Annotated in this window: 18 protein-coding genes; 6 read left to right on the forward strand and 12 right to left on the reverse strand. The window is 66.9% G+C overall.

The window, feature by feature from the left end; translation table 11 throughout:
- Positions 1-234: 234 nt before the first annotated feature.
- A complete protein-coding gene (locus O9335_RS11610; RefSeq protein ID WP_298388211.1) occupies positions 235-1,455 on the forward strand; it encodes a site-2 protease family protein in 1,221 nt (406 codons plus the stop codon).
- A 3-nt stretch (positions 1,456-1,458) separates the two neighbouring features.
- Here O9335_RS11610 and O9335_RS11615 read toward each other — a convergent pair whose 3' ends face one another.
- Positions 1,459-3,735: a penicillin-binding protein 1A gene (locus O9335_RS11615; RefSeq protein WP_298388214.1), complete on the reverse strand. Its 2,277-nt coding sequence runs from the start codon at positions 3,733-3,735 to the stop codon at positions 1,459-1,461.
- Between the two features lie 44 nt (positions 3,736-3,779).
- Here O9335_RS11615 and sbcB point away from each other — a divergent pair, with 44 nt between their 5' ends.
- The 3 genes from sbcB (at position 3,780) to O9335_RS11630 (ending at position 6,547) form a co-directional block, all read left to right on the forward strand.
- Entirely contained in the window at positions 3,780-5,219 is a 1,440-nt protein-coding gene (sbcB, locus tag O9335_RS11620) for an exodeoxyribonuclease I (protein ID WP_298388215.1), read from the forward strand.
- Between the two features lie 65 nt (positions 5,220-5,284).
- Positions 5,285-6,187, forward strand: a complete 903-nt coding sequence (locus O9335_RS11625) for a sensor domain-containing diguanylate cyclase (protein ID WP_298388218.1) — start codon at positions 5,285-5,287, stop codon at positions 6,185-6,187.
- A 66-nt stretch (positions 6,188-6,253) separates the two neighbouring features.
- On the forward strand, positions 6,254-6,547 hold the full coding sequence (locus O9335_RS11630) for a hypothetical protein (protein WP_298388221.1): 294 nt from the start codon (positions 6,254-6,256) through the stop codon (positions 6,545-6,547).
- Positions 6,548-6,575: 28 nt separating this feature from the next.
- On the opposite strand, the gene O9335_RS11635 is transcribed toward O9335_RS11630, so the two are convergent.
- Positions 6,576-8,438 carry a bifunctional 2',3'-cyclic-nucleotide 2'-phosphodiesterase/3'-nucleotidase gene (locus tag O9335_RS11635; protein WP_298388223.1) on the reverse strand — a complete coding sequence of 621 codons (1,863 nt, stop codon included), beginning with the start codon at positions 8,436-8,438 and terminating at the stop codon, positions 6,576-6,578.
- Positions 8,439-8,577: 139 nt separating this feature from the next.
- On the opposite strand from O9335_RS11635, the gene O9335_RS11640 reads away from it, so the two are divergent.
- Positions 8,578-9,552 (forward strand): GGDEF domain-containing protein, encoded by a 975-nt coding sequence (locus O9335_RS11640; RefSeq protein ID WP_298388247.1) that lies wholly within the window; start codon positions 8,578-8,580, stop codon positions 9,550-9,552.
- A 6-nt stretch (positions 9,553-9,558) separates the two neighbouring features.
- Here O9335_RS11640 and O9335_RS11645 read toward each other — a convergent pair whose 3' ends face one another.
- The 10 genes from O9335_RS11645 to O9335_RS11690 form a co-directional block, all read right to left on the reverse strand.
- Positions 9,559-10,362, reverse strand: a complete 804-nt coding sequence (locus O9335_RS11645; protein WP_298388225.1) for a sulfite exporter TauE/SafE family protein — start codon at positions 10,360-10,362, stop codon at positions 9,559-9,561.
- Positions 10,359-10,826 carry an EVE domain-containing protein gene (locus tag O9335_RS11650; protein WP_298388227.1) on the reverse strand — a complete coding sequence of 156 codons (468 nt, stop codon included), beginning with the start codon at positions 10,824-10,826 and terminating at the stop codon, positions 10,359-10,361. The genes O9335_RS11645 and O9335_RS11650 overlap by 4 nt, the downstream gene beginning before the upstream one ends.
- A 286-nt stretch (positions 10,827-11,112) precedes the next feature.
- Complete coding sequence (locus O9335_RS11655; RefSeq protein WP_298388228.1) at positions 11,113-11,433, reverse strand: cell division protein ZapA; 321 nt, start codon at positions 11,431-11,433, stop codon at positions 11,113-11,115.
- On the reverse strand, positions 11,430-11,642 hold the full coding sequence (locus O9335_RS11660) for a DUF904 domain-containing protein (RefSeq protein WP_298388230.1): 213 nt from the start codon (positions 11,640-11,642) through the stop codon (positions 11,430-11,432). Before O9335_RS11660 ends, O9335_RS11655 begins: the two co-directional genes overlap by 4 nt.
- A gap of 32 nt (positions 11,643-11,674) precedes the next feature.
- A complete protein-coding gene (locus O9335_RS11665) occupies positions 11,675-12,283 on the reverse strand; it encodes a UPF0149 family protein (RefSeq protein WP_298388232.1) in 609 nt (202 codons plus the stop codon).
- Complete coding sequence (locus O9335_RS11670; RefSeq protein WP_298388234.1) at positions 12,280-12,510, reverse strand: hypothetical protein; 231 nt, start codon at positions 12,508-12,510, stop codon at positions 12,280-12,282. Before O9335_RS11670 ends, O9335_RS11665 begins: the two co-directional genes overlap by 4 nt.
- Positions 12,507-13,145 (reverse strand): endonuclease III, encoded by a 639-nt coding sequence (gene nth, locus O9335_RS11675; RefSeq protein ID WP_298388236.1) that lies wholly within the window; start codon positions 13,143-13,145, stop codon positions 12,507-12,509. Before nth ends, O9335_RS11670 begins: the two co-directional genes overlap by 4 nt.
- Before the next feature lie 7 nt (positions 13,146-13,152).
- Positions 13,153-13,830: an electron transport complex subunit RsxB gene (rsxB, locus tag O9335_RS11680; RefSeq protein ID WP_298388238.1), complete on the reverse strand. Its 678-nt coding sequence runs from the start codon at positions 13,828-13,830 to the stop codon at positions 13,153-13,155.
- Positions 13,827-15,122, reverse strand: coding sequence for a polyhydroxyalkanoate depolymerase (locus O9335_RS11685; RefSeq protein WP_298388240.1), 1,296 nt, complete (start codon positions 15,120-15,122; stop codon positions 13,827-13,829). Before O9335_RS11685 ends, rsxB begins: the two co-directional genes overlap by 4 nt.
- A gap of 68 nt (positions 15,123-15,190) precedes the next feature.
- Positions 15,191-16,393: an amino acid aminotransferase gene (locus O9335_RS11690; protein ID WP_298388242.1), complete on the reverse strand. Its 1,203-nt coding sequence runs from the start codon at positions 16,391-16,393 to the stop codon at positions 15,191-15,193.
- Between the two features lie 80 nt (positions 16,394-16,473).
- Here O9335_RS11690 and uvrB point away from each other — a divergent pair, with 80 nt between their 5' ends.
- On the forward strand, positions 16,474-18,555 hold the full coding sequence (gene uvrB, locus O9335_RS11695) for an excinuclease ABC subunit UvrB (protein ID WP_298388245.1): 2,082 nt from the start codon (positions 16,474-16,476) through the stop codon (positions 18,553-18,555).
- The last annotated feature ends 146 nt before the right edge of the window (positions 18,556-18,701 follow it).

Here is an 18,701-nt window from a genome sequence, read left to right on the forward strand (position 1 = left end):
GTTGCCGGCTCCTGACGTAGCCCGCCACGCGGCGTCGCCAGCGCCTAGCCTGTCGCCCCCGGGATCTCGGCGACGGCCTGGGCTTCTGCCGCGCCAGGCTCAGCGCCTCGCGCGCCGGTGGTGCGCGCCGGCGGTCGTTCGTGTCGCTGCATGCGCCACTCGTCCAACGGTGGCGCTTGGCAGAGGGGGGTGTTGGCACAGTGGCGGCGTTGTTCAATCCGAAGGACCGCCGCCATGATCGACGCACCGCCCGACTCGCTGCCGCCCGCGCTGCGGCACCCGCCCCAATCCCTCGAGGCTCCCCCGGGCCGGCGCACTGCCGTTTGGGTCACGGTGGCCCTGGGCGTGGGCGGGGGTGCGCTGGGCTACCTCGTGCTGGGGGAACTGGTGCTCGGTCGCCAGGGCTTGCACTTGGACATGAAAGGCTGGGGCCCCGCCGAGTGGACCACGCTGGGCGTGGGCTGGCTGCTGGCCTTGTGGCTGGTGGCGGCCATCCATGAGCTCGGGCATTTGCTGGGCGCACGCTTGGCCGGATGGCGGGCGGCGCTGTGGTGTGTGGGGCCGATTCGGCTGGACTTTGCCGCCGGCCGCATGCGGCTGAGCCTGAACCGCGCGCTGAGCACCTGGCCCGGCCTGGCAGCGGCGGTGCCGCCCCGTGGTCGGGACACGCCGAGCGCGATGGCGCTCGTGGCGGCCGGTGGGCCTTTGGCCAGCTTGCTGTTGGCCGCAGCCGCCGCATGGGTCGCAATGGGCACGTCGGGGTGGAGCGGATTGGCCTGGGGGGGTATCGCGGCCCTGTCGGGTGCCATCGGGTTGGCCACTCTGTTGCCCAGCGAACTTGGCGGGTTTCGATCGGATGGCGCGCAACTGTTGGCCCTGTGGCGGCGCGACCCTGGAGCGGTTGAGCGACTGGCCTTCGCGACGCTGTGGACCCAGAGCATGGCCGGCGTGCGCCCACGGGATTGGGATCCGGATGCCCTGGCAGCGGCGTCCCAGGCGCAGGCCGACGGGCAAGTGGCTTTGTTTGGCGCGCTGATGCAAGCCCTAGCCACCTTGGACCGACGCGATCCCGTTGCCGCGCGCCATGAGTTCGAACGCTACGCCGAACGACTGCATGCCAAGGGCGCATTGGCCCAAGTGGCAGCGCCATTTCGGCCCGGCCTGTTGCTGCCCGTGGCGGTGTACCTGGGACAGTTTGTCGGCCATGCGGCCGCGGCGAGGGCTTGGTGGGAGGCCAGCAGCGGCGGCACGGTCGAGCCCCACGCCCGCGCCCACGCCCGTGCGGCTGTGGCCTGGGCCGAGGGGCGCTGGGCCGATGCGCGCGTGGCGGCTGAAGAGGCTCGCCTGCTGGGCCAGGCCTCCATCGATCCGGGCGGCTGGCAGGCCACCCAGGCCGACCTCGACGAGTTGTTGGAGCGTCTCGACGCTGTGATGCCGTCGTCGCCTGGGCGCTGAGCCTCAGGGAGGCGCCGAGGCACCGGCGTTCTCGGGAGCGCTCGCCGGTTCGGCTGAGGGCTCGGGGCCGATGCGCTTGAGGGCCAGGTCGCCGGCGAGTTCTTCGTAGAACCACGCTTCGCCTTGCTGCACCAAGCCCTCCGCCGGGGGCGACAAGGGGCTGACCGGCACCCCCTTCAGCGCAGCCGCCATGGTCGATACCCACACCGGCAAAGCCAAGCCGCCGCCAGTTTCGCGTTCGCCCAGCGAACGCGGCGTGGGGTAGCCGATCCACACCGCTGCGGTGCGGGTGGCTTGAAAACCGACGAACCAGGCGTCCATCGCGTCGTTGGTCGTGCCCGTCTTGCCGTAGAGATCCCACCGGTTCAGCAGGGCCGACGCGCGCGCGCCCGTGCCCTCTCGGGTCACGGCGGCCAACAACTGCGCGGTCATGAACGCGTTGCGCTCGCTGATCGCTTGTTTGGGCTCCGTGGGCGTGGCTTGCCACAGCACTTGCCCCTGAGCGTCGCTGACCTTGTCGATCAATTGCACCGCCGGCACCTTGCCGCCAGCGGCGAAGGCGCTGTAGGCCTGCGCCATTTGCAGCGGGGTGACCGCCCCCGAGCCTAGGGCCAGCGTCAGGTTCTGCGGCTGACGGGCCTCTTCCAGGCCGAACTGGGCAGCCCAACTGCGCACCCGGGCCACCCCCAGGTGGTCGAGCAGGCGGATGGTGACCATGTTCTTCGAGCGCGCCAGCGCTTGGCGCAGCGTCAAGCTGGGCTCGTACTTGCCGTCGTAGTTCTTCGGCGACCAGTCGCCGTAGGTCACCGGCTCGTCGCTGACCTCGGTGCCCTCCCAGGCGCCGATCTCGATCGCGGCCGAGTAAACGAAGGGCTTGAACGAAGAGCCGGGCTGCCGGTATGCCTGCGTGACGTGGTTGAACTGGCCGCGCGCGAAATCGAAACCGCCCACCAGGGCACGAATGGCCCCCGTACTGGGGTCCAGCGACACCACGGCGCCTTCGGCCTCGGGAGCTTGGCTGATGGCCCAGTCTTTGCCGACGGGCAGCAGGCGCACCACCGAGCCTCGCTGCACGCGGCGAGAGGGCTCTTTCGGGGTGACGAGCAACGGCCGCATGGCGGCGGCCGCCAGCCGCACGCGTTGCCCATCGCTGAGCAACAACTCCGCTTGGCTCTTGTCCAGCTGCAGGACCAGAGCCGCTCTCAACTCGCCCAAGTCGGGGTGCTTGTTGAAGGCGGCGTCTACCGCCTCCTCGTCGGGTTCGGCGTCGGCCGGGCCGATTGGGAACTGGCCTTCGGCTCCGCGGTAGGCCTGGCGTCGCTCCAAGTCGAACAGCGCGCGCCGCAGGCCTTGCTGCGCGGCGACTTGTTCCTCGCTCAGCAAGGTGGTGGTGACCTGCAGCCCCCGTGCATAGGCATCCTCACCGTAGCGGGCGACCACTTCGGCGCGCACCATTTCCGCCGCGTGGTCGGCGATGCTGGACATCCGCTTGGGCCGTTTGATCAGCAAGGGCGTGGCCTTGGCCACATCGACTTCACCTGGGCTGATCAGGCCCACGGCCGCCAAGCGTTCCAACACCACGGCCTGACGTCGTTTGGCGCGCTCCAGGTGCGTGACCGGGTTCAGGCGCACGGGGTCCTTGGGCAGGCCCACCAGCAAGGCGATCTCGGCGGTGCTCAACTGCTCCAGCCGTTTGCCAAAGTACCGCTCGGAGGCCGCTGCAAACCCATAAGCACGGTTGCCCATGAAGATCTGGTTCATGTAGATCTCCAAGATCTGCGCCTTGCTGAGTTCGCGCTCCATCTTCAGGGCCAACAAGGCCTCGACCGCCTTGCGGCTCCAGGTTTGCTCCTTGCTCAGGTAGGTGTCCCGCGCCAGCTGCTGGGTGATGGTGGAGGCGCCATGGCGCGGGCCGCGGTGGGTGAGGTTGCGCCAAAGTGCGCGCACGATGCCACTGACGTCCAGTCCCGGGTGGTTCCAGAAGTCGGTGTCCTCGACGGCCAGCAAGGCGTCCTGCAGCGGCTTCGGAATCTCGGACAGGGGCACAAAGCGGCGCCGCTCGCTGCCAAACTCGCCAATGAGCACGCCGTCGGCGGAGAAGATGCGCAGGGGCTCTTTGGGTTGGTAGTCCGTGAGCCGGTCCAACGCGGGCAGTTGTTGCCACAAAACCGCCGCCACCATGCTGGCCACGATGAGCAAAGCCAGGGGCAGGGCGACCAGCGAACCGAGCAGCAAGCGACGGTTACGGGCCAACAACGGAGGCAATCGCAGCAGGGACAAGCGGGGGCCCTCTTTCACTCGGGGCGCCGATTATGCTGAGCCGCATGACCATGAGCTTCTTTTGGCACGACTACGAAACCTTCGGTCGCTCCCCCCGCCACGACCGACCGGCTCAGTTCGCTGGCATCCGCACCGACGCCGAGTTGAACGAAGTGGGCGAGCCCGTCAACCTGCTGTGCCAGCCCCTCAACGACACCTTGCCCGACCCCGAGGCTTGCCTGTTGACCGGCATCCTGCCCCAGCACTGCGCCGAAGCGGGGTTGCCCGAGCCGGCCTTTGCCCAGGCCATCGAGCGCGCTTTGGGCCACGCCGGCACCGTGGGCGTGGGCTACAACACCCTGCGCTTTGACGACGAGGTCACGCGACACCTCTTTTGGCGCAACCTGATCGACCCCTACGCCCGCGAGTGGCAGAACCAATGCGGTCGTTGGGATCTGTTGGACCTGGTTCGCGCCACCCATGCGCTGCGACCCGGTGGCATCGCATGGCCGGTGGGCGACGATGGGAAGACCAGTTTCAAGCTGGAGCGCTTGAGCCAGGCCAACGGCCTGTTGCACGAGGCCGCACACGACGCCCTGAGCGACGTGCGGGCGACCATCGCCCTGGCGCGACTCATCCGCCAGCACCATCCGCGGCTGTTCGATTTCGCCCTCAAGCTGCGCAAGAAGGAGGCCGTTTGGGCCGAAATCGGATCGCAACCGCGGCCCCTGTTGCACGTCAGCGGCCGGTATGGCGTGGACCGCGGCTGTCTTGCCCTGGTTTGGCCCTTGGGCCCACACCCACGCAACAAGAACGAGGTGATCGTGTGGGACTTGGCGGCCGACCCCGCGGAGTTGTTCGATCTGCGCCCTGAGGCCATTCGCGCGCGCCTGTTCGTCCGTCCGGACGAACTCCCCGAGGGCGTCCATCGGCTGCCAATCAAGACCGTGCACGTCAACAGATCCCCCTTCATCGTCTCCAGCCTGGCGACTTTGAGCGACGCCCAAGCGGAGCGCTGGGGCGTGGACCGGTCGCGAGCGCTGCAACATGCCGAGCGCCTGGCCGCCCACGGCCGAAAGCTCGATGGCTTGTGGAGCGAGGTCTTCTTGCCGCACGAAGGGGCCGACGACGACCCCGAGAGCAACTTGTATGGGGGCTTCGTGGGCGACGCCGATCGCCGCCGGCTGGATCAGGCCCGACAACTGGACGCGCCGACCCTGGCTTGGCAGGCTCAAGCCGGACGCATCCACTTTGACGACGACCGGCTCAACGTCCTGCTGTGGCGCTTTCGAGCCCGGCACCACAGCGAGCACCTCAGCCCCGAGGAGCGACAGCGATGGGCAGCCGAGCGCGCCGAGCGGCTCAACCGAGGGGAGGGCGGCCGTCTCAGCCTGGCCCAGTACCTGGACCGCATCGACACCTTGCAGGCGCAGCACGAAGACGACGAACGTGCGCAGGAATTGCTGTCTTCCCTGGTGGACTGGGCAGAATGGATCGCCCCGTAGGGATTTGCCTTGCTTGACCCGCGTCGCGCATGGGTGAAGATCAACCCGCTTTGCTAGGAGACCCCATGAGTGCCCACGACCCCCGCTTTGCCGCCTTGATGCAGCGTTCACCGCTGGCCGTGGCCTTTGTGGCCGGCGAGCGTTTCATCGAGGTCAGCGAAGCGTTCAGCCATCTCTTTGGCCATGTCGACGACCACGACCTGCAGGGGAGCGCCACCCGCAGCGTGTTGGTCAGCGATGCCAGCCAGAAAAGCCTCACCGAGCGCTTGATGGGCAGCTTCCAGGCGGGCAAGGCCAGCGACGAAGAGGTGGAAATGGTTCGTCGAGATGGCAGCCGTTTCTGGGGACGCCTGCAGGCCAGTCCCCTCGATTGGGCGCAGCCCAGCGGGGAGGCCTTGTGGGTGGTGCAAGACGTGACCGCAGCCCGTGCCGCACGCCTGGCACCCACCTGGGCCGCCAAGCACGACCCAGTGACCGAATTGAGCAACCGCCGGGAGTTCGAGCGTCGCTTGGCCGAGCATGTGGGCAGCCGGCGCAACGAGCCGGTGTCGGTTCTGTGGGTCGACCTGGATGGCTTCGGCGACATCGTCAGCAGCATGGGCCACGAAACGGCCGATCACTTCCTGTACGGCATGGGGCAGTTGCTGCAGTCCAAGGTCCGAGCGTCCGACACGGTGGCCCGCATCGAAAGCGATCGCTTCGCGGTCTTGCTGCCCGACTGCGACCAACACTACGCCGAAATCGTGGCCGAAAAAATCCGTGCGGCGGTTTCAACATTCCGGTTGCGCTGGGGTTTGCACCGCGCCCGAACCAAGGCCAGCTTGGGGGTCGTGTTGTTGCACCCCACCCTGGAGACGCCCGATGCTGTGCTGGCCGCAGCGGCCCTGGCCTGCGGCGAGGCCAAGGCGGCTGGGGGCGATTGCGTGCGAATTTTTGTGCTCCAGCAACCCGTCGAAACCAAGGCCTGAGCCTCCCGACTGGCCGAAAACCCGATAATGGGGGCCTTCTGGCCCCTTTTTCTTGGGATTGGCACCATGGCTGTCGAACTCTCTACCGCACTGGCCGGCCTGGCCGTGGCACAGGAGCGTTTGCGGGCGTCGGCCAACAACTTGGCCACCGCCTCCGGGCGACTGCAACTCAACACCGCTGGCGACCGTCCCCCCATCAACGAGGGGGCTCGCAACGAGTTGCAGTTGCAAAACCAAGACCCCGATCTGGCCCGCGAACTCATCGCCCAACGCACGGCCGCGTACCAGTTCGTGGCCAATCTGCGGGTGCTGCAAACCCAGCTTCGCCTGTCGGCCGTGATGATCGACATCTACGCCTGAGGGCGGCCTCGCTTTCGGTGCCTTCGCCTCAATCGGGCTGCCGCTCGAACACCGCCCAACCCGCATCGCCATCCCAGAGACGTCGCCAGTCGGGCGGCGCCGTGTCGGCCGCGACGGGCGCGTTGCGCATCCGAAACCGAACCCCAGGCACGGTGCGGATGCGCCAGTTATGGTCGACGCCTTCGGTCACGGTACCCCTGTGCTGCAGGTATTGGCTCAGCACGTCTCGCATGTCGTCCTCGCTGTCGATGACGACCCTGTCGGGCCCAAGGCCCGGAAACTGCCCACCGCCGCCAGCGCGGTAGCTGTTGGTGGCCACCAGAAACACTTGCTCCGGGAGCACCGCCACGCCGTGGTGGCGCAGGTTGAGCACGCGCTGGGCGTGCGGGTTCAGCCGCTCGCCCCCGGGGCCGAAGCGTGGGGGCTGGCTGGGGTCGATCTCGTAGCTCACCCCTTCGATGACGTCGAAGTTGTAGGCGGGATGATGGCTGGCGATGAGGTCCTGCACGGCCTCCCCCAGAGGGTCGATGGTGCGGAACTGACCTGCGCTGCGCTCCAACCAGTCCTGCAACTCAGCGCCACTGACGCGCACCACCTTCAAGCTGTTCGGAAACACGTACAGATCGTTGACATGCCGCTGCGTGAGCGTGCCCGCCGGGACGCGCGTCACGTTGTCGGACGCGGGACGCCCGCCCGCGCGGAAGGGGGCCGATGCCGACAGCAGGGGCAGCCCCGCCCAGGGTGTGTCCGCCAGCCATTGCCGGGCTCGCCAAGCCTGAGCACGCGCCGCCAACTCGACACTCAAGCTGTCGGCCACCAAGGCCCAGTCGCTGTGCAGGGACTGCGTGGATTGGGCCAGGGGTTCTCGCATCCGCGCCAGGGTGGCGGCATGCGCATCGCTCACGAGCAGGGCAGGCAGGGGCGAGCCCTCGGCGCTCACCCGCCGCAACGTGCTTTGGGCTTCGCGAACCCGCCAGCGTCCCTGCGTGTCTCGCCGCAAGGTCAAGTCGATGATCCCCAGATGATCTCCCCAGCGTCCGGGCATCACCGCCGGCACGCCATGCACGCGGCCAGTTGCGGCGTCCAGGCCGGCCAAGTGCGCATACCCGGGGCCCGGCCACTCGGCATGGGCGTGCCCCAGGATCAAGGCATCCACCCCAGGAATCTGGGCCAGGGCTTGGCCGGCGTGCTCGTGGCTGCCACGTCCGCTGGTGTCCAAGCCGGTGTGCGCCACGATCACCACCAGGTCGGCCCCGCGGCGCCGCAGCCGGCTCACCTCGTCTCGCGCCACCGCGACCATGTCCAGCGCTTCCACGCGACCCGCAAGGTGGCGGCGATCCCACGCCATGATTTGCGGTGGTGTCAGGCCGATCACGCCCACGCGCAGCGCGTGCCAGCGGCCGGCGGTGTCGCGCCAGCGGCGCTGCAAAAGCGTGCTGGGCTGAAACACCGGACGCTTTGTGCCAGGCCGAACCACGTTGGCACTGAGCACCGGAAATCCGGCTCCTCGGACTGCACGTTGCAGGAAAGGCAAACCGTAGTTGAACTCATGGTTGCCCAGCGTGGCGGCATCCACCCGGGCCACGCGCAGCAGGCGGTAGGCGGGGTGATCGTCGCTGGCGGTTCGAGCGGCGACGTCCCCAAGGGGGCTGCCCTGCAAGAGGTCTCCGTTGTCAAACAGCAAGTGGTTGGCTTGTTCGCGCCGCGCTTGCTCGATCAAGCGCAGCGTGAGTGCATAGCCGTAGCGCTCGGTCGGGCGGTCTTGGTAGTAGTCGTGGGCCAACAGGTGCATGTGCACGTCGGACGTGGCCATCACGCGCAGGGGCAAGTCAGCGGCGGCAACGGGGAGCGTCAAAGCCGCGAATAGCGCGATCGCGATTCTGAGAAGCATGAAAAATCGGACAAAAAGCCCAAGACAATGGCGACGGCATCGTAGTCACCCCGGAAACAGGGGGTGAAGTTGCGAGTGCATTTCGGCGCGGCCCGCCGCACACTGGGCCCCGATTGATTTGAGATCCTGCTTGTCCCGTATGACCGAATCCTCCGTACCCGACGACGGCAACCCGCGGCCGATCGACCCGGCTGTCGAGCCGCTGGCTCGTCATATGGGGGAGGCCATCGAGGCCTTGGGGGTGCACTGGTCGGTCAAGCAGATGAGCAACGGCCAGTACGTGGCGGCCTCGGCCGGGTTGGACCGCGTGTTCGAGCGCTGGGAGTCCAAGGTGGTGGGCTCGTCCGACAACGAGTTGATGCGACCCGATGAGGCGGCTGCCATGCGCCGGGTCGAGTTGCAGGTGATGGGGCAGGATGCGGCCCAAGCCAACGACCACCGCATCGAATTGGGTGGCAAGCGCCGAGACTTCACCTTGGTGCGGCGTGCGCTGGATGAACGTCACCTGCTGACGCTGTGGTGGGAACGCAGCCACGAACGCCAGCGCGAGAGCCAGCTTCACAAGGCGTTGGCGCAAATCGAGCAGCACCAAGGCGAGATGGAAGTCCTGCGCCGGGAGGTCCAGCAAGGCAGCGGGCGTGACGAAGCCTCAGGACTGCAGCTTCGGCGCTTGTTCGACGAGGTCTTGCAGCGAGAAATCGACTTGTCCACCCGGGAGCATCGCGAGTTCTCGCTCGTCCTCATCGCCATCGATGGGGGCGCGGCCAACATCCAAACCGTCCAACGCGAGGCGCTTGGGCGCTTGCTCCGGGCCAACACCCGAGCCATGGATGCGGCCTGTCAGATCGACAACGAGTGCTTTGGCGTGCTGCTTTCCGGCGTGGGTTTGGCCACTGCCCACGCCCGCATGGAGCACCTGAGGCGCCAGTGCGCGCAGCAAATCGTGGCGGCCCAGGGGCGGGACCTGGGCTTGAGCGTGTCCATGGGGGTGGCCAGCTTTCCGCACACCGCTGGCTCTCAAGCAGAGTTGCTGCAGGCGGCCGAGCAGGCTATGCGGCAGGCCCAGCGACGTGGCTGCAACCAAGTCGCGCTGGCGGCCATCGCGCTGGGCTAAGACGCCTCAGCTGGCCTTGGTCAGCATGTAGGCCGCCAAGCCCATGAGCAAGAGCGCGAACCCTCGCTTCAGCCGCGCCACCGGCAATGCGTGGGCCAAGCGCGCCCCCCACGGTGCCGTCAGAACGGTCATCGGCATCAAGCAGGCCAAAGCGGGCAGGTACAAATAGCCCCAGGTCCCGGGGACAGCGGGAGGAAGGCCCCAGCCCGAAATGGCGTAGCCCAACGCGCTGGCCACGGCGATGGGCAATCCCAGCGCCGCGCTGGTGGCCACCGCCGCATGGATGGGCACGTTGCACCACACCAAGAAGGGCACGGTGGCAAATCCACCGCCGGCGCCCACCAAGCCGCTGAGCAATCCGATGCCGGCCCCGACCCCGGCTTGACCTGCCGGGCTCGGCAAGGTGCGGCTGGGCTTGGGTTGCGCGCCCCGCCACATCTGCCAAGCAGAGAAGCCGACGAAGGCCGCGAACACCACGGCCAGGGCTTGGCCTTTGATCGCGCCGAACAGCGCTGCCCCTGACAGCAGGCCGCCCACCAGAACGCCCGGCGTCAGATGCAGCACCACGCTCCAACGCACCGCGCCCTTGCGGTGGTGGGCCCACAGGCTGGCGCTGGCGGTGGCGACGATGCAGGTCATCGAGGTCGCGATCGCCATCTTGACCGACATGGCCTCAGACACGCCTTGGGCGTGCAGCATCGCGGTCAGAAAAGGCACCAAGAGCATGCCGCCACCGATGCCCAGCAGGCCAGCCAAAAAGCCGCTGACGATGCCGAGCCCCAGCAGGGCGGCGAGGAGCGGCACGGTCATGCCGGCACTCCAAGACGCACGGCCAGTCGGCGCCATTGATCGGGGGTGATCGGCGTGATGGACAGTCGGTTGCCGCGCTGCAAGACGGCCAGATCGGCCAGCTCGGGGGCTGATCGCAACGCCGCCAAGCTCAGCAAGGGCGTCTTCGCCACGAAAGCCACGTCCACCAGCAACCAGCGCGGCGATGCAGGGGCGCTCTTGGGGTCGAAGTAGGAGCTGCTCGGGTCGAATTGGGTGGGGTCCGGGTAGGGCGCGCTGGCCACGTGGCCCAGCCCCGCGATGCCGGGCTCGGCGCAGGACGAGTGGTAGAAAAGCACGCGGTCGCCAAGGCGAAAGGCGTCCCGCATGAAGTTGCGAGCTTGGTGGTTGCGCACCCCGGTCCAGGGCAGGCGGCCCTCACGCGCCAGGTCGTCGATGGAGGCCTCGTTGGGCTCGGACTTCATCAGCCAGGTCTGGGGCGTCATGTCGAGCAAGCGGTGGAAGAGGTGTCCACCGCGCACCGCGGACCGCAGTCCTGAACCCTAGGGGTACAGGGGGGCGAGGTCAGCAGGGCTTCGGGTTCGTCTGACGCGAGACGATCACGCCCGCCGAGCATGTTCCAAGCCCAAGCTCGCAAGAGCATCGGTTCAAGGAAATTAAAGCCCGCGCGAACGCAGTGGACGAGGTTGATTCTCGCTCATGCGCGTCCGCGCGTCGGCGTCCCGTGTTTTGCGAGACAGGCCGGGTACAGGTCCTGCCCTTGGTGCTCGCTCAAATCAAGTTGCCATCGCTGGCCAGCGCTTGATCCAGTCGGGCGACCAGCGAATGCAGGTCGGGCACGGCGTCCGAGCCTGCCCCCTGGGGCGCCGCGGGAGCCACTGCACTCGGGCTCGGCGCGTGGCTCAGTTGGTAGGCCAAGTTCAAGGCCGCCAGCACCGCGATGCGTTCGCGCGCCCGCACCTTGCCGGCGTCGCGGATGGCGCACATCTCTGCGTCCACGGCGGCAACCGCACGTGACAGCGCGGCTTCGCCCCCTTCAGGGCAGGCCAGCAAGTAACTCTGGCCCATGATGCTGACTTCGAGCTGCTTCATGCGCTGGGTGCTCCGGGGCCGTCCGTGGGAATGCGTTCGAGCAGGGTGTCGATGCGTTGCCGCGCTGCTGAGAGGCGGGACTTCAGGCTGTCCCGTTCTTGCGTCACGGCCTGCAGTTGCTCGGTCAACAGCGCATTCGTGCGCACCAACTCGTCGTGGCGCAGCAGCAGCCGTTCAACGCGTTGCAGCAGGTCAGACAGCGTGGCCATGGGTGCAGGGAGGGTCGACGGGGGAGCGCATTCTAGGAGTGCATGCCCTGGGCGAGGGCCAGGATCTCGTCGGGCAGACGGCGGCCCAAGGCATCGCGTTGGGCGAGAGCGCTGGGATCGTCGGGCGAGTTGTCATCCGCCAGCGCCTGCACCGTCGTCAGCAGAACGCGTGCCGGTTCGCCCACGGGATGGCTGGACCAGGCGTCTGGTGCCAAGTCCACCGCGGTCAGGAAGCCCAGGCACCAGTCTTGAGCATCCACCCAGTCTTGGCCTTCCTCGTCTTCTGCCACGCTGAAGATGGGCTCCCACCGGTCGGGGCCTTGATGCAGGACGTGGTCGAGTTGCCTGACATGGCGCAGCAGTGCCATCACCACCCGTTTGCGCTGCTTGCCGCTGGCAAAAGGCGAGGGTGCCAGGCGGTCGTCAGACTCGCCCCAGACCCAAGGCATCCAGTCCTCGCCGGCCAGGGTGCGCAGGGGCGATGGGGCGAGGAGCAAACCGGTGCAAAAGCCGTCCAGCGCTTCGATGTTGAGCACACCATCCCCTGGCAGGTCGCCCAACTCGTCGTCAAGCTCGGAGAGTTCGTCGTCGCTCAAGGGGCGAAGGTCGGACTGCGGGTCGTAACTGGGCAGGCGGCTCATCGTTGGCTCCGTGCTTTGCGGCCATCGAAGGCCGCGAGTTGGGTCTTGAGCAGGGCCATGAGCACACGGGCGTTGGCTTCGCTCATGACCAACAAGGTGCTGGGTACGGTGTCTTCGTCTTTGGTGGACTGCGACGCCACGATGGCGTCGATCTTGAACGTGACATCGCCGTGGCCCGAATTGCTGGCGGCCTTGAACTTCTGGACTTCGATGCGGTGGGTCTTCATGGAGCGAGGATTTGGCGACCGTGGTCGCAGTGGGGGCGCACCTGGCACGCGGTGCACTGGGGTTGGCGCGCCCGGCAAACGTAACGGCCGTGCAGGATGAGCCAGTGGTGGGCGTCCTCAAGGTACGGGGCAGGAATGCGGCGCAGCAGGCCTTGTTCCACCGCCAGTGGGTTCGCGCCCGGCGCCAGCCCGGTGCGGTTGGCCACGCGAAAGATGTGCGTGTCCACCGCCATCGTGGGCTCGCCGAAGGCGACGTTGAGCACCACGTTGGCCGTCTTGCGGCCCACGCCGGGCAAGGCCTCCAGATCCTCACGGCGGCGCGGCACCTGCCCGCCGTGGCGCTCCACCAGGATGCGGCAGGTTTCCATCAAGTGTTTGCCTTTGCTGCGAAACAGGCCGATGGTCTTGATGTGCTCGACCAGCCCAGCCTCACCGAGGATCAGCATGCGCTCGGGCGTGGGCGCCACGGCGAACAGGGCGCGCGTGGCTTTGTTGACGCTCACGTCGGTGGCTTGGGCCGACAGCAGCACGGCCGCCAACAACTCGAACCGGCTGGCGAACACCAACTCGGTTTCGGGGGCCGGGTTGGCGGCTTTCAAGGTGGCGAAAAACGCCTCGATGTCGGCAGGCTTCATGCCGCGATCATCGCTGCGCCTTGGCGCGTGCCCGGGCCAGGGCCGCATCGATGACCGCACGCTTGCGTGCCAGTTCCGTCTCGTCGCCGGCACCCTGGGTGAGCTGGGTCAAGTGCGCTCGCTTGTGGGCCGCTTTGGCTTCCAAGCGGACCTGTTGGGCCTCGGCTTCGCGCACCAGCCGCTCGGCCCGGGCTCGGTAGCGCTGCCGGGCCGCATCCGCCTGGTCTGACGGCCAGTTGGCCCACCCGGTGAGGCCCGGGGTCACGCTGTCCATGCGGATGCAGTCCACGGGGCAGGCGGGCAGGCACAGCTCACAGCCGGTGCAGTCTTCGGCGACGACGGTGTGCATGGCCTTGGCGGCCCCGAAGATGGCGTCCACGGGACAGGCCTTGATGCACAGGGTGCAGCCGATGCACCAGGTCTCGTCGATGACCGCCACCGACCGCTCGGCTTCGATGCCAAAGGTGGGGTCGAGCAAGGGCTCGGCTCGCCCCGTCAACCGCGCCAAGCGAAGCACGCCCTCTTGACCCCCAGGCGGGCATCGGTTGATGGGTGCCACGTCGGTCGCGATGGCCTCGGCATACGCGCGGCAGTTCGGCTCGCCGCAGCGGGTGCACTGGGTCTGAGGCAGGGCGGCGTCGATGCGGTCGGCCAGCACCTGCTGCTCTGGCGTCAACGCCCTCACGCGGTGGCCTGACGGCGTTCCTTGCCGGGAGGGCGGCGGCTGGGTTGGGTGCGTCGATCGTGCTTGGCGATGAAGTCACGAACCATGGGGTAGCACAGCTCACGCCAGCGGCGTCCGCTGAAGATGCCGTAGTGGCCCGCGCCCTTGACGGTCAGGTGCTGCCGATGCGCGGCAGGAATGCCGGTGCACAGGCCATGCGCGGCTTCGGTTTGGCCGGCGCCAGAAATGTCGTCGAGCTCCCCTTCGATGGTGAGCAGGCCGCAGCCTTGGATGTCTTGTGGGCGCACCCGCTGGCCATCGACCTCCCAGGTTCCATGGACCAGGGCGAACTCTTGAAATACCGTCTTGATGGTGTCCAGGTAGTACTCGGCCGGCAAGTCGAGCACGGCGTTGTATTCGTCGTAAAACTGCCGATGGCCCTCGGCGCTCTCGTCGTCGCCGCGGACAAGATCCAGGAAGTAGTCGTAGTGGCTGCTCAGGTGGCGGTCCGGGTTCATGGCCACGAAGCCGGTGTGCTGCAAGAAGCCGGGGTACACGGGGCGTCCTGCACCGGGGTAGTTGGTGGGAACACGGTATATGACGTTGTTTTCAAACCAACTGGCGCTCTTGTTCATCGCCAGGTTGTTGACGGCGGTCGGGCTCTTGCGCGCGTCGATGGGCCCCCCCATCATGGTCATCGAGCGAGGGACCGTGCAGCCGCTGCTGGCCTGCAACGACACTGCAGCCAGCACGGGCACTGTGGGCTGGCATACGCTGATGACGTGCACATGGGCGCCGATGTGTTCGATGAACTCGCGCACATAGGCCACGTAGTCGTCGAGGTGGAAGGGGCCTACTTCCATGGGCACCATGCGCGCATCGGTCCAGTCGGTGATGTAGACCTTGTGGTCCCGCAGCAGGTGGCGAACGGTGTCACGCAACAGTGTGGCGTGGTGGCCGCTCAGCGGAGCCACGACCAACACGGTGGGCTGGTCTTTCATGCGGCCCAGTTGCGCGGCGTCGTCGGTGAAGCGCTTGAAGCGCAGCAAGCGGCAGAACGGCTTGGTGATGACGACCTGCTCTTGGACGGCCACGGCCGCGCCCTGGACATCGACGTTGCGGATGTCGAACTCGGGCTTTTCGTACGCCTTGGCCAGGCGGTGCATGAGGTCGAGCCCTGCGGCCACGCGTGGCGCCAGGGGCCCATGCGCGAAGGGCGACAGCGGGTTGGTGTACAGCTGGGCTGCTGCCGACGAGAACTCGGCAAATGGGCTCAGCAGGGCGCGCTGCGTTTCGTAAAGCTGGTACAGCATGAAAAAGGCCTCCGCATGGGAGGCCTAGTGTCGCTCAGCGCCGCACCAAATGGTGCAGTGCAGCAAATTTATCCTTGAAGCACGGTGGCGATGGCTTGGGCCACGCGCGGCAAATTGCCGGCATTGAGCGCAGCCACGCACAGCCGACCCGAGTCGACGCCGTACACCCCGAACTCGGCACGCAGCCGTTGCATCTGGGCGGCGCTCAGCCCGGAGTAGCTGAACATGCCCTGTTGGCGGGTGATGAAGTCCAGAGGCTGGCGCACACCAGCGGCTTCCAGGGCCTGGCGCAGCCCGGTGCGCATTTGCGCAATGCGGTCGCGCATCCCGGCCAGTTCCTGTTCCCACTGCGTGCGCAGCTCCTCATCGGTCAGCACGGTGGCCACCACTTTGGCGCCATGCGTGGGGGGGTTGGAGTAGGTGGTGCGGGCCGTGACCTTGATTTGGCTGAGCACCCGTGCCGCTTCGTCGGCGTCGGCGGCGACCACATGCAAGCTGCCCACACGCTCGCCGTACAGGCTGAAGCTCTTGCTGAAGCTGCTGGCCACCAAGAAGTTCAATCCGGCGGCATCCAGGGCGCGAACCGCCTGGGCATCGGCGTCCAGCCCTTGTCCGAAGCCTTGGTAGGCCATGTCCATGAAGGGCAGCAATTGGCGCGACTTGATCAACTCCACCACGGCCGCCCACTGCTCTCCCGTCAGGTCGTAGCCCGTGGGGTTGTGGCAGCAGGCGTGCAGCAAGACGATGTCCCCCGCTTGCGCTTGACCCAAATCGGCCAACAAGGCGTTGAAGGCGATGCCCTGACCGGGTGCGTCGTAGTACGCGTAGGTCCTGACGTTGAACCCTGCATGGGTGAACAGCGCCCGGTGGTTCTCCCAACTGGGGTCGGAAATCCACACCGTGGCCCTGGGGTTGAGTCGATGCAAGAAGTCGGCCCCTACCTTCAGCGCGCCAGTGCCGCCCAAGGCCTGCAAGCTGGCCACGCGTTTGGCAGCCAGGGCCGGGCTCTGAGCCCCGAACACCTGGGTTTGGGCGGCAGCCACGTAAGCCGCAAAGCCATCGATCGGCAGGTAGCCGCGCGCGGCCGGGTGGGCGGCCAGCCGGGCTTCGGCAGCTTGAACACTGCCCAACAAAGGCAGCTTGCCGTTGGCGTCGGTGTAGACCCCCACGCCCAAGTTCACCTTGTCGGTGCGCGGATCGGCGTTGAACTGCTCGTTCAGACCCAGGATGGGGTCGCGGGGGGCGAGGGCGACGGCTGCAAAAACGGACATGGCGCGGTAGGCTTGAAGGCTTTGCGTGGGGAGGAGGTGGCATTCTAGGTCGCCGCCCTGCGCAGCCTAGGGAATACCCGATGCCAGCCTCCTCCAAGCCCGAAGCCGTTGACGATGCCCCGCCCCCGGAGGGCACGTTCGTCGCGTTCGACGGGTCGCCGTTCCAGCTGTTTCAGCCGTTTCCGCCCGCGGGCGATCAGCCCACGGCCATTGCCGAATTGGTGGAGGGCGTGCAAGACGGCTTGGCTTATCAAACCCTGCTTGGCGTGACCGGCTCGGGCAAAACCTTCACCATGGCCAATGTCATCGCCCGCCTGGGGCGACCGGCCATCGTGTTCGCCCCCAACAAAACCTTGGCGGCCCAGCTGTACAGCGAATTCCGCGACTTCTTTCCCAAGAACGCGGTCGAGTACTTCGTGAGCTACTACGACTACTACCAGCCGGAGGCCTACGTGCCGCAGCGCGACCTTTTCATCGAGAAGGACAGCGCCATCAACGAGCAGATCGAGCAACTGCGCCTGAGCTGCACCAAGAGCCTGCTCGAGCGCCGCGACGTGGTCATCGTGGCCAGCGTGAGCGCCATCTACGGCATTGGCAACCCCAGCGATTACCACCAGATGGTGATGACCCTGAGGGTGGGCGACACCTTGGGTCAGCGCGACCTGATCGCGCAGTTGGTGCGCATGCAATACGCGCGCAACGAGCTCGAGTTCACCCGCGGACATTTCAGGGTCCGCGGCGACACCATCGACGTGTTTCCCGCCGAGCACTCGGAGTTGGCGCTGCGCATTGAACTGTTCGACGACGAGATCGATGGCATGGCGCTGTTCGACCCCTTGACAGGGGCCGTGCGGCAAAAGCTGGCGCGCTTCACCGTCTACCCCAGCAGCCACTACGTGACGCCGCGTGAGCGCGTTGTGGCGGCCATCGAGACCATCAAGGAAGAACTGCGGCAGCGCGTGGGCGAATTCGTCCGCGACGGCAAGCTGGTGGAGGCTCAGCGTCTGGAGCAGCGCACGCGCTTTGACCTCGAAATGCTGCAAGAAGTTGGGCATTGCAAAGGCATTGAAAACTACACGCGCCATCTGAGCGGTTCAGCGCCCGGCGAGGCCCCGCCCACCTTGGTGGACTACCTGCCGCCCGACGCCCTGATGTTCCTGGACGAGAGCCACGTCCTCATCGGCCAGTTCGGGGGCATGTACAACGGCGACCGGGCTCGCAAGACCACCTTGGTGGAGTACGGCTTTCGCTTGCCCTCGGCGTTGGACAACCGACCGCTGAAGTTTGACGAGTTCGAACGCAAGATGCGACAGGCCGTCTTCGTCAGCGCCACGCCCGCCGACTACGAGAAGCGCATGGCCGGTCAAGTGGTGGAGCAAGTGGTGCGCCCCACGGGTTTGGTCGACCCGGTGGTGGAGGTGCGTCCCGCCGCGACCCAAGTCGACGACCTGTTGGGCGAGATACGCCTTCGGGTGGATGCGCAAGAGCGCGTGCTCGTCACGGTCTTGACCAAGCGCATGGCCGAGCAACTCACGGACTACCTCGGCGAAAACGGCGTGAAGGTGCGCTATCTGCACTCCGATGTGGACACGGTGGAGCGTGTGGAGATCATCCGCGACCTGCGACTGGGTCTGTTCGATGTGCTGGTGGGGATCAACCTGTTGCGCGAGGGGCTGGACATCCCCGAAGTCAGCTTGGTGGCCATTTTGGATGCCGACAAGGAGGGGTTCTTGCGCAGCGAGCGCAGCCTCATCCAGACCATCGGCCGCGCGGCGCGCCACCTCAATGGGCAGGCCTTGCTTTACGCCGACCGCATCACCGACTCCATGCGGCGGGCCATCGGAGAAACCGAGCGCCGCCGACACAAGCAATTGGCGCACAACGCCGAGCACGGCATCGTGCCCCGCGGCGTGGCCAAGCGCATCAAAGACATCATCGAGGGCGTCGTGAGCGATAAAGGGCGCGAGGCGCAACAAGGCGTGCCCGCGGTGGAGGTGGAAGGCTTGTCGGAAAAGGAGATCGGGCGACGCATCCAGGGGCTGGAAAAACAGATGTTCGAGCACGCTCGCAACCTCGAATTCGAGCAGGCCGCCCGGGTTCGCGACCAACTGGCCGCCCTCAAAGAGCACCTGTTCGGCGCGGGCGGGCGCCACGTGGCTTGAGATACCCAAGCAAAGCACTCGGATATCCCTGCACTTGCCAAGGTTGTTTGTCCTGGACAAAACTACGGGTCAAAGGCGACTAAACTGCTCAGGCTTTCCGCGGGTTTCCCCGGGGTTGGCGATCAGTGATGTCGCTGGACCCAACC

The organism is Inhella sp. (assembly GCF_027532025.1).
GTDB lineage: Bacteria > Pseudomonadota > Gammaproteobacteria > Burkholderiales > Burkholderiaceae_C > Inhella.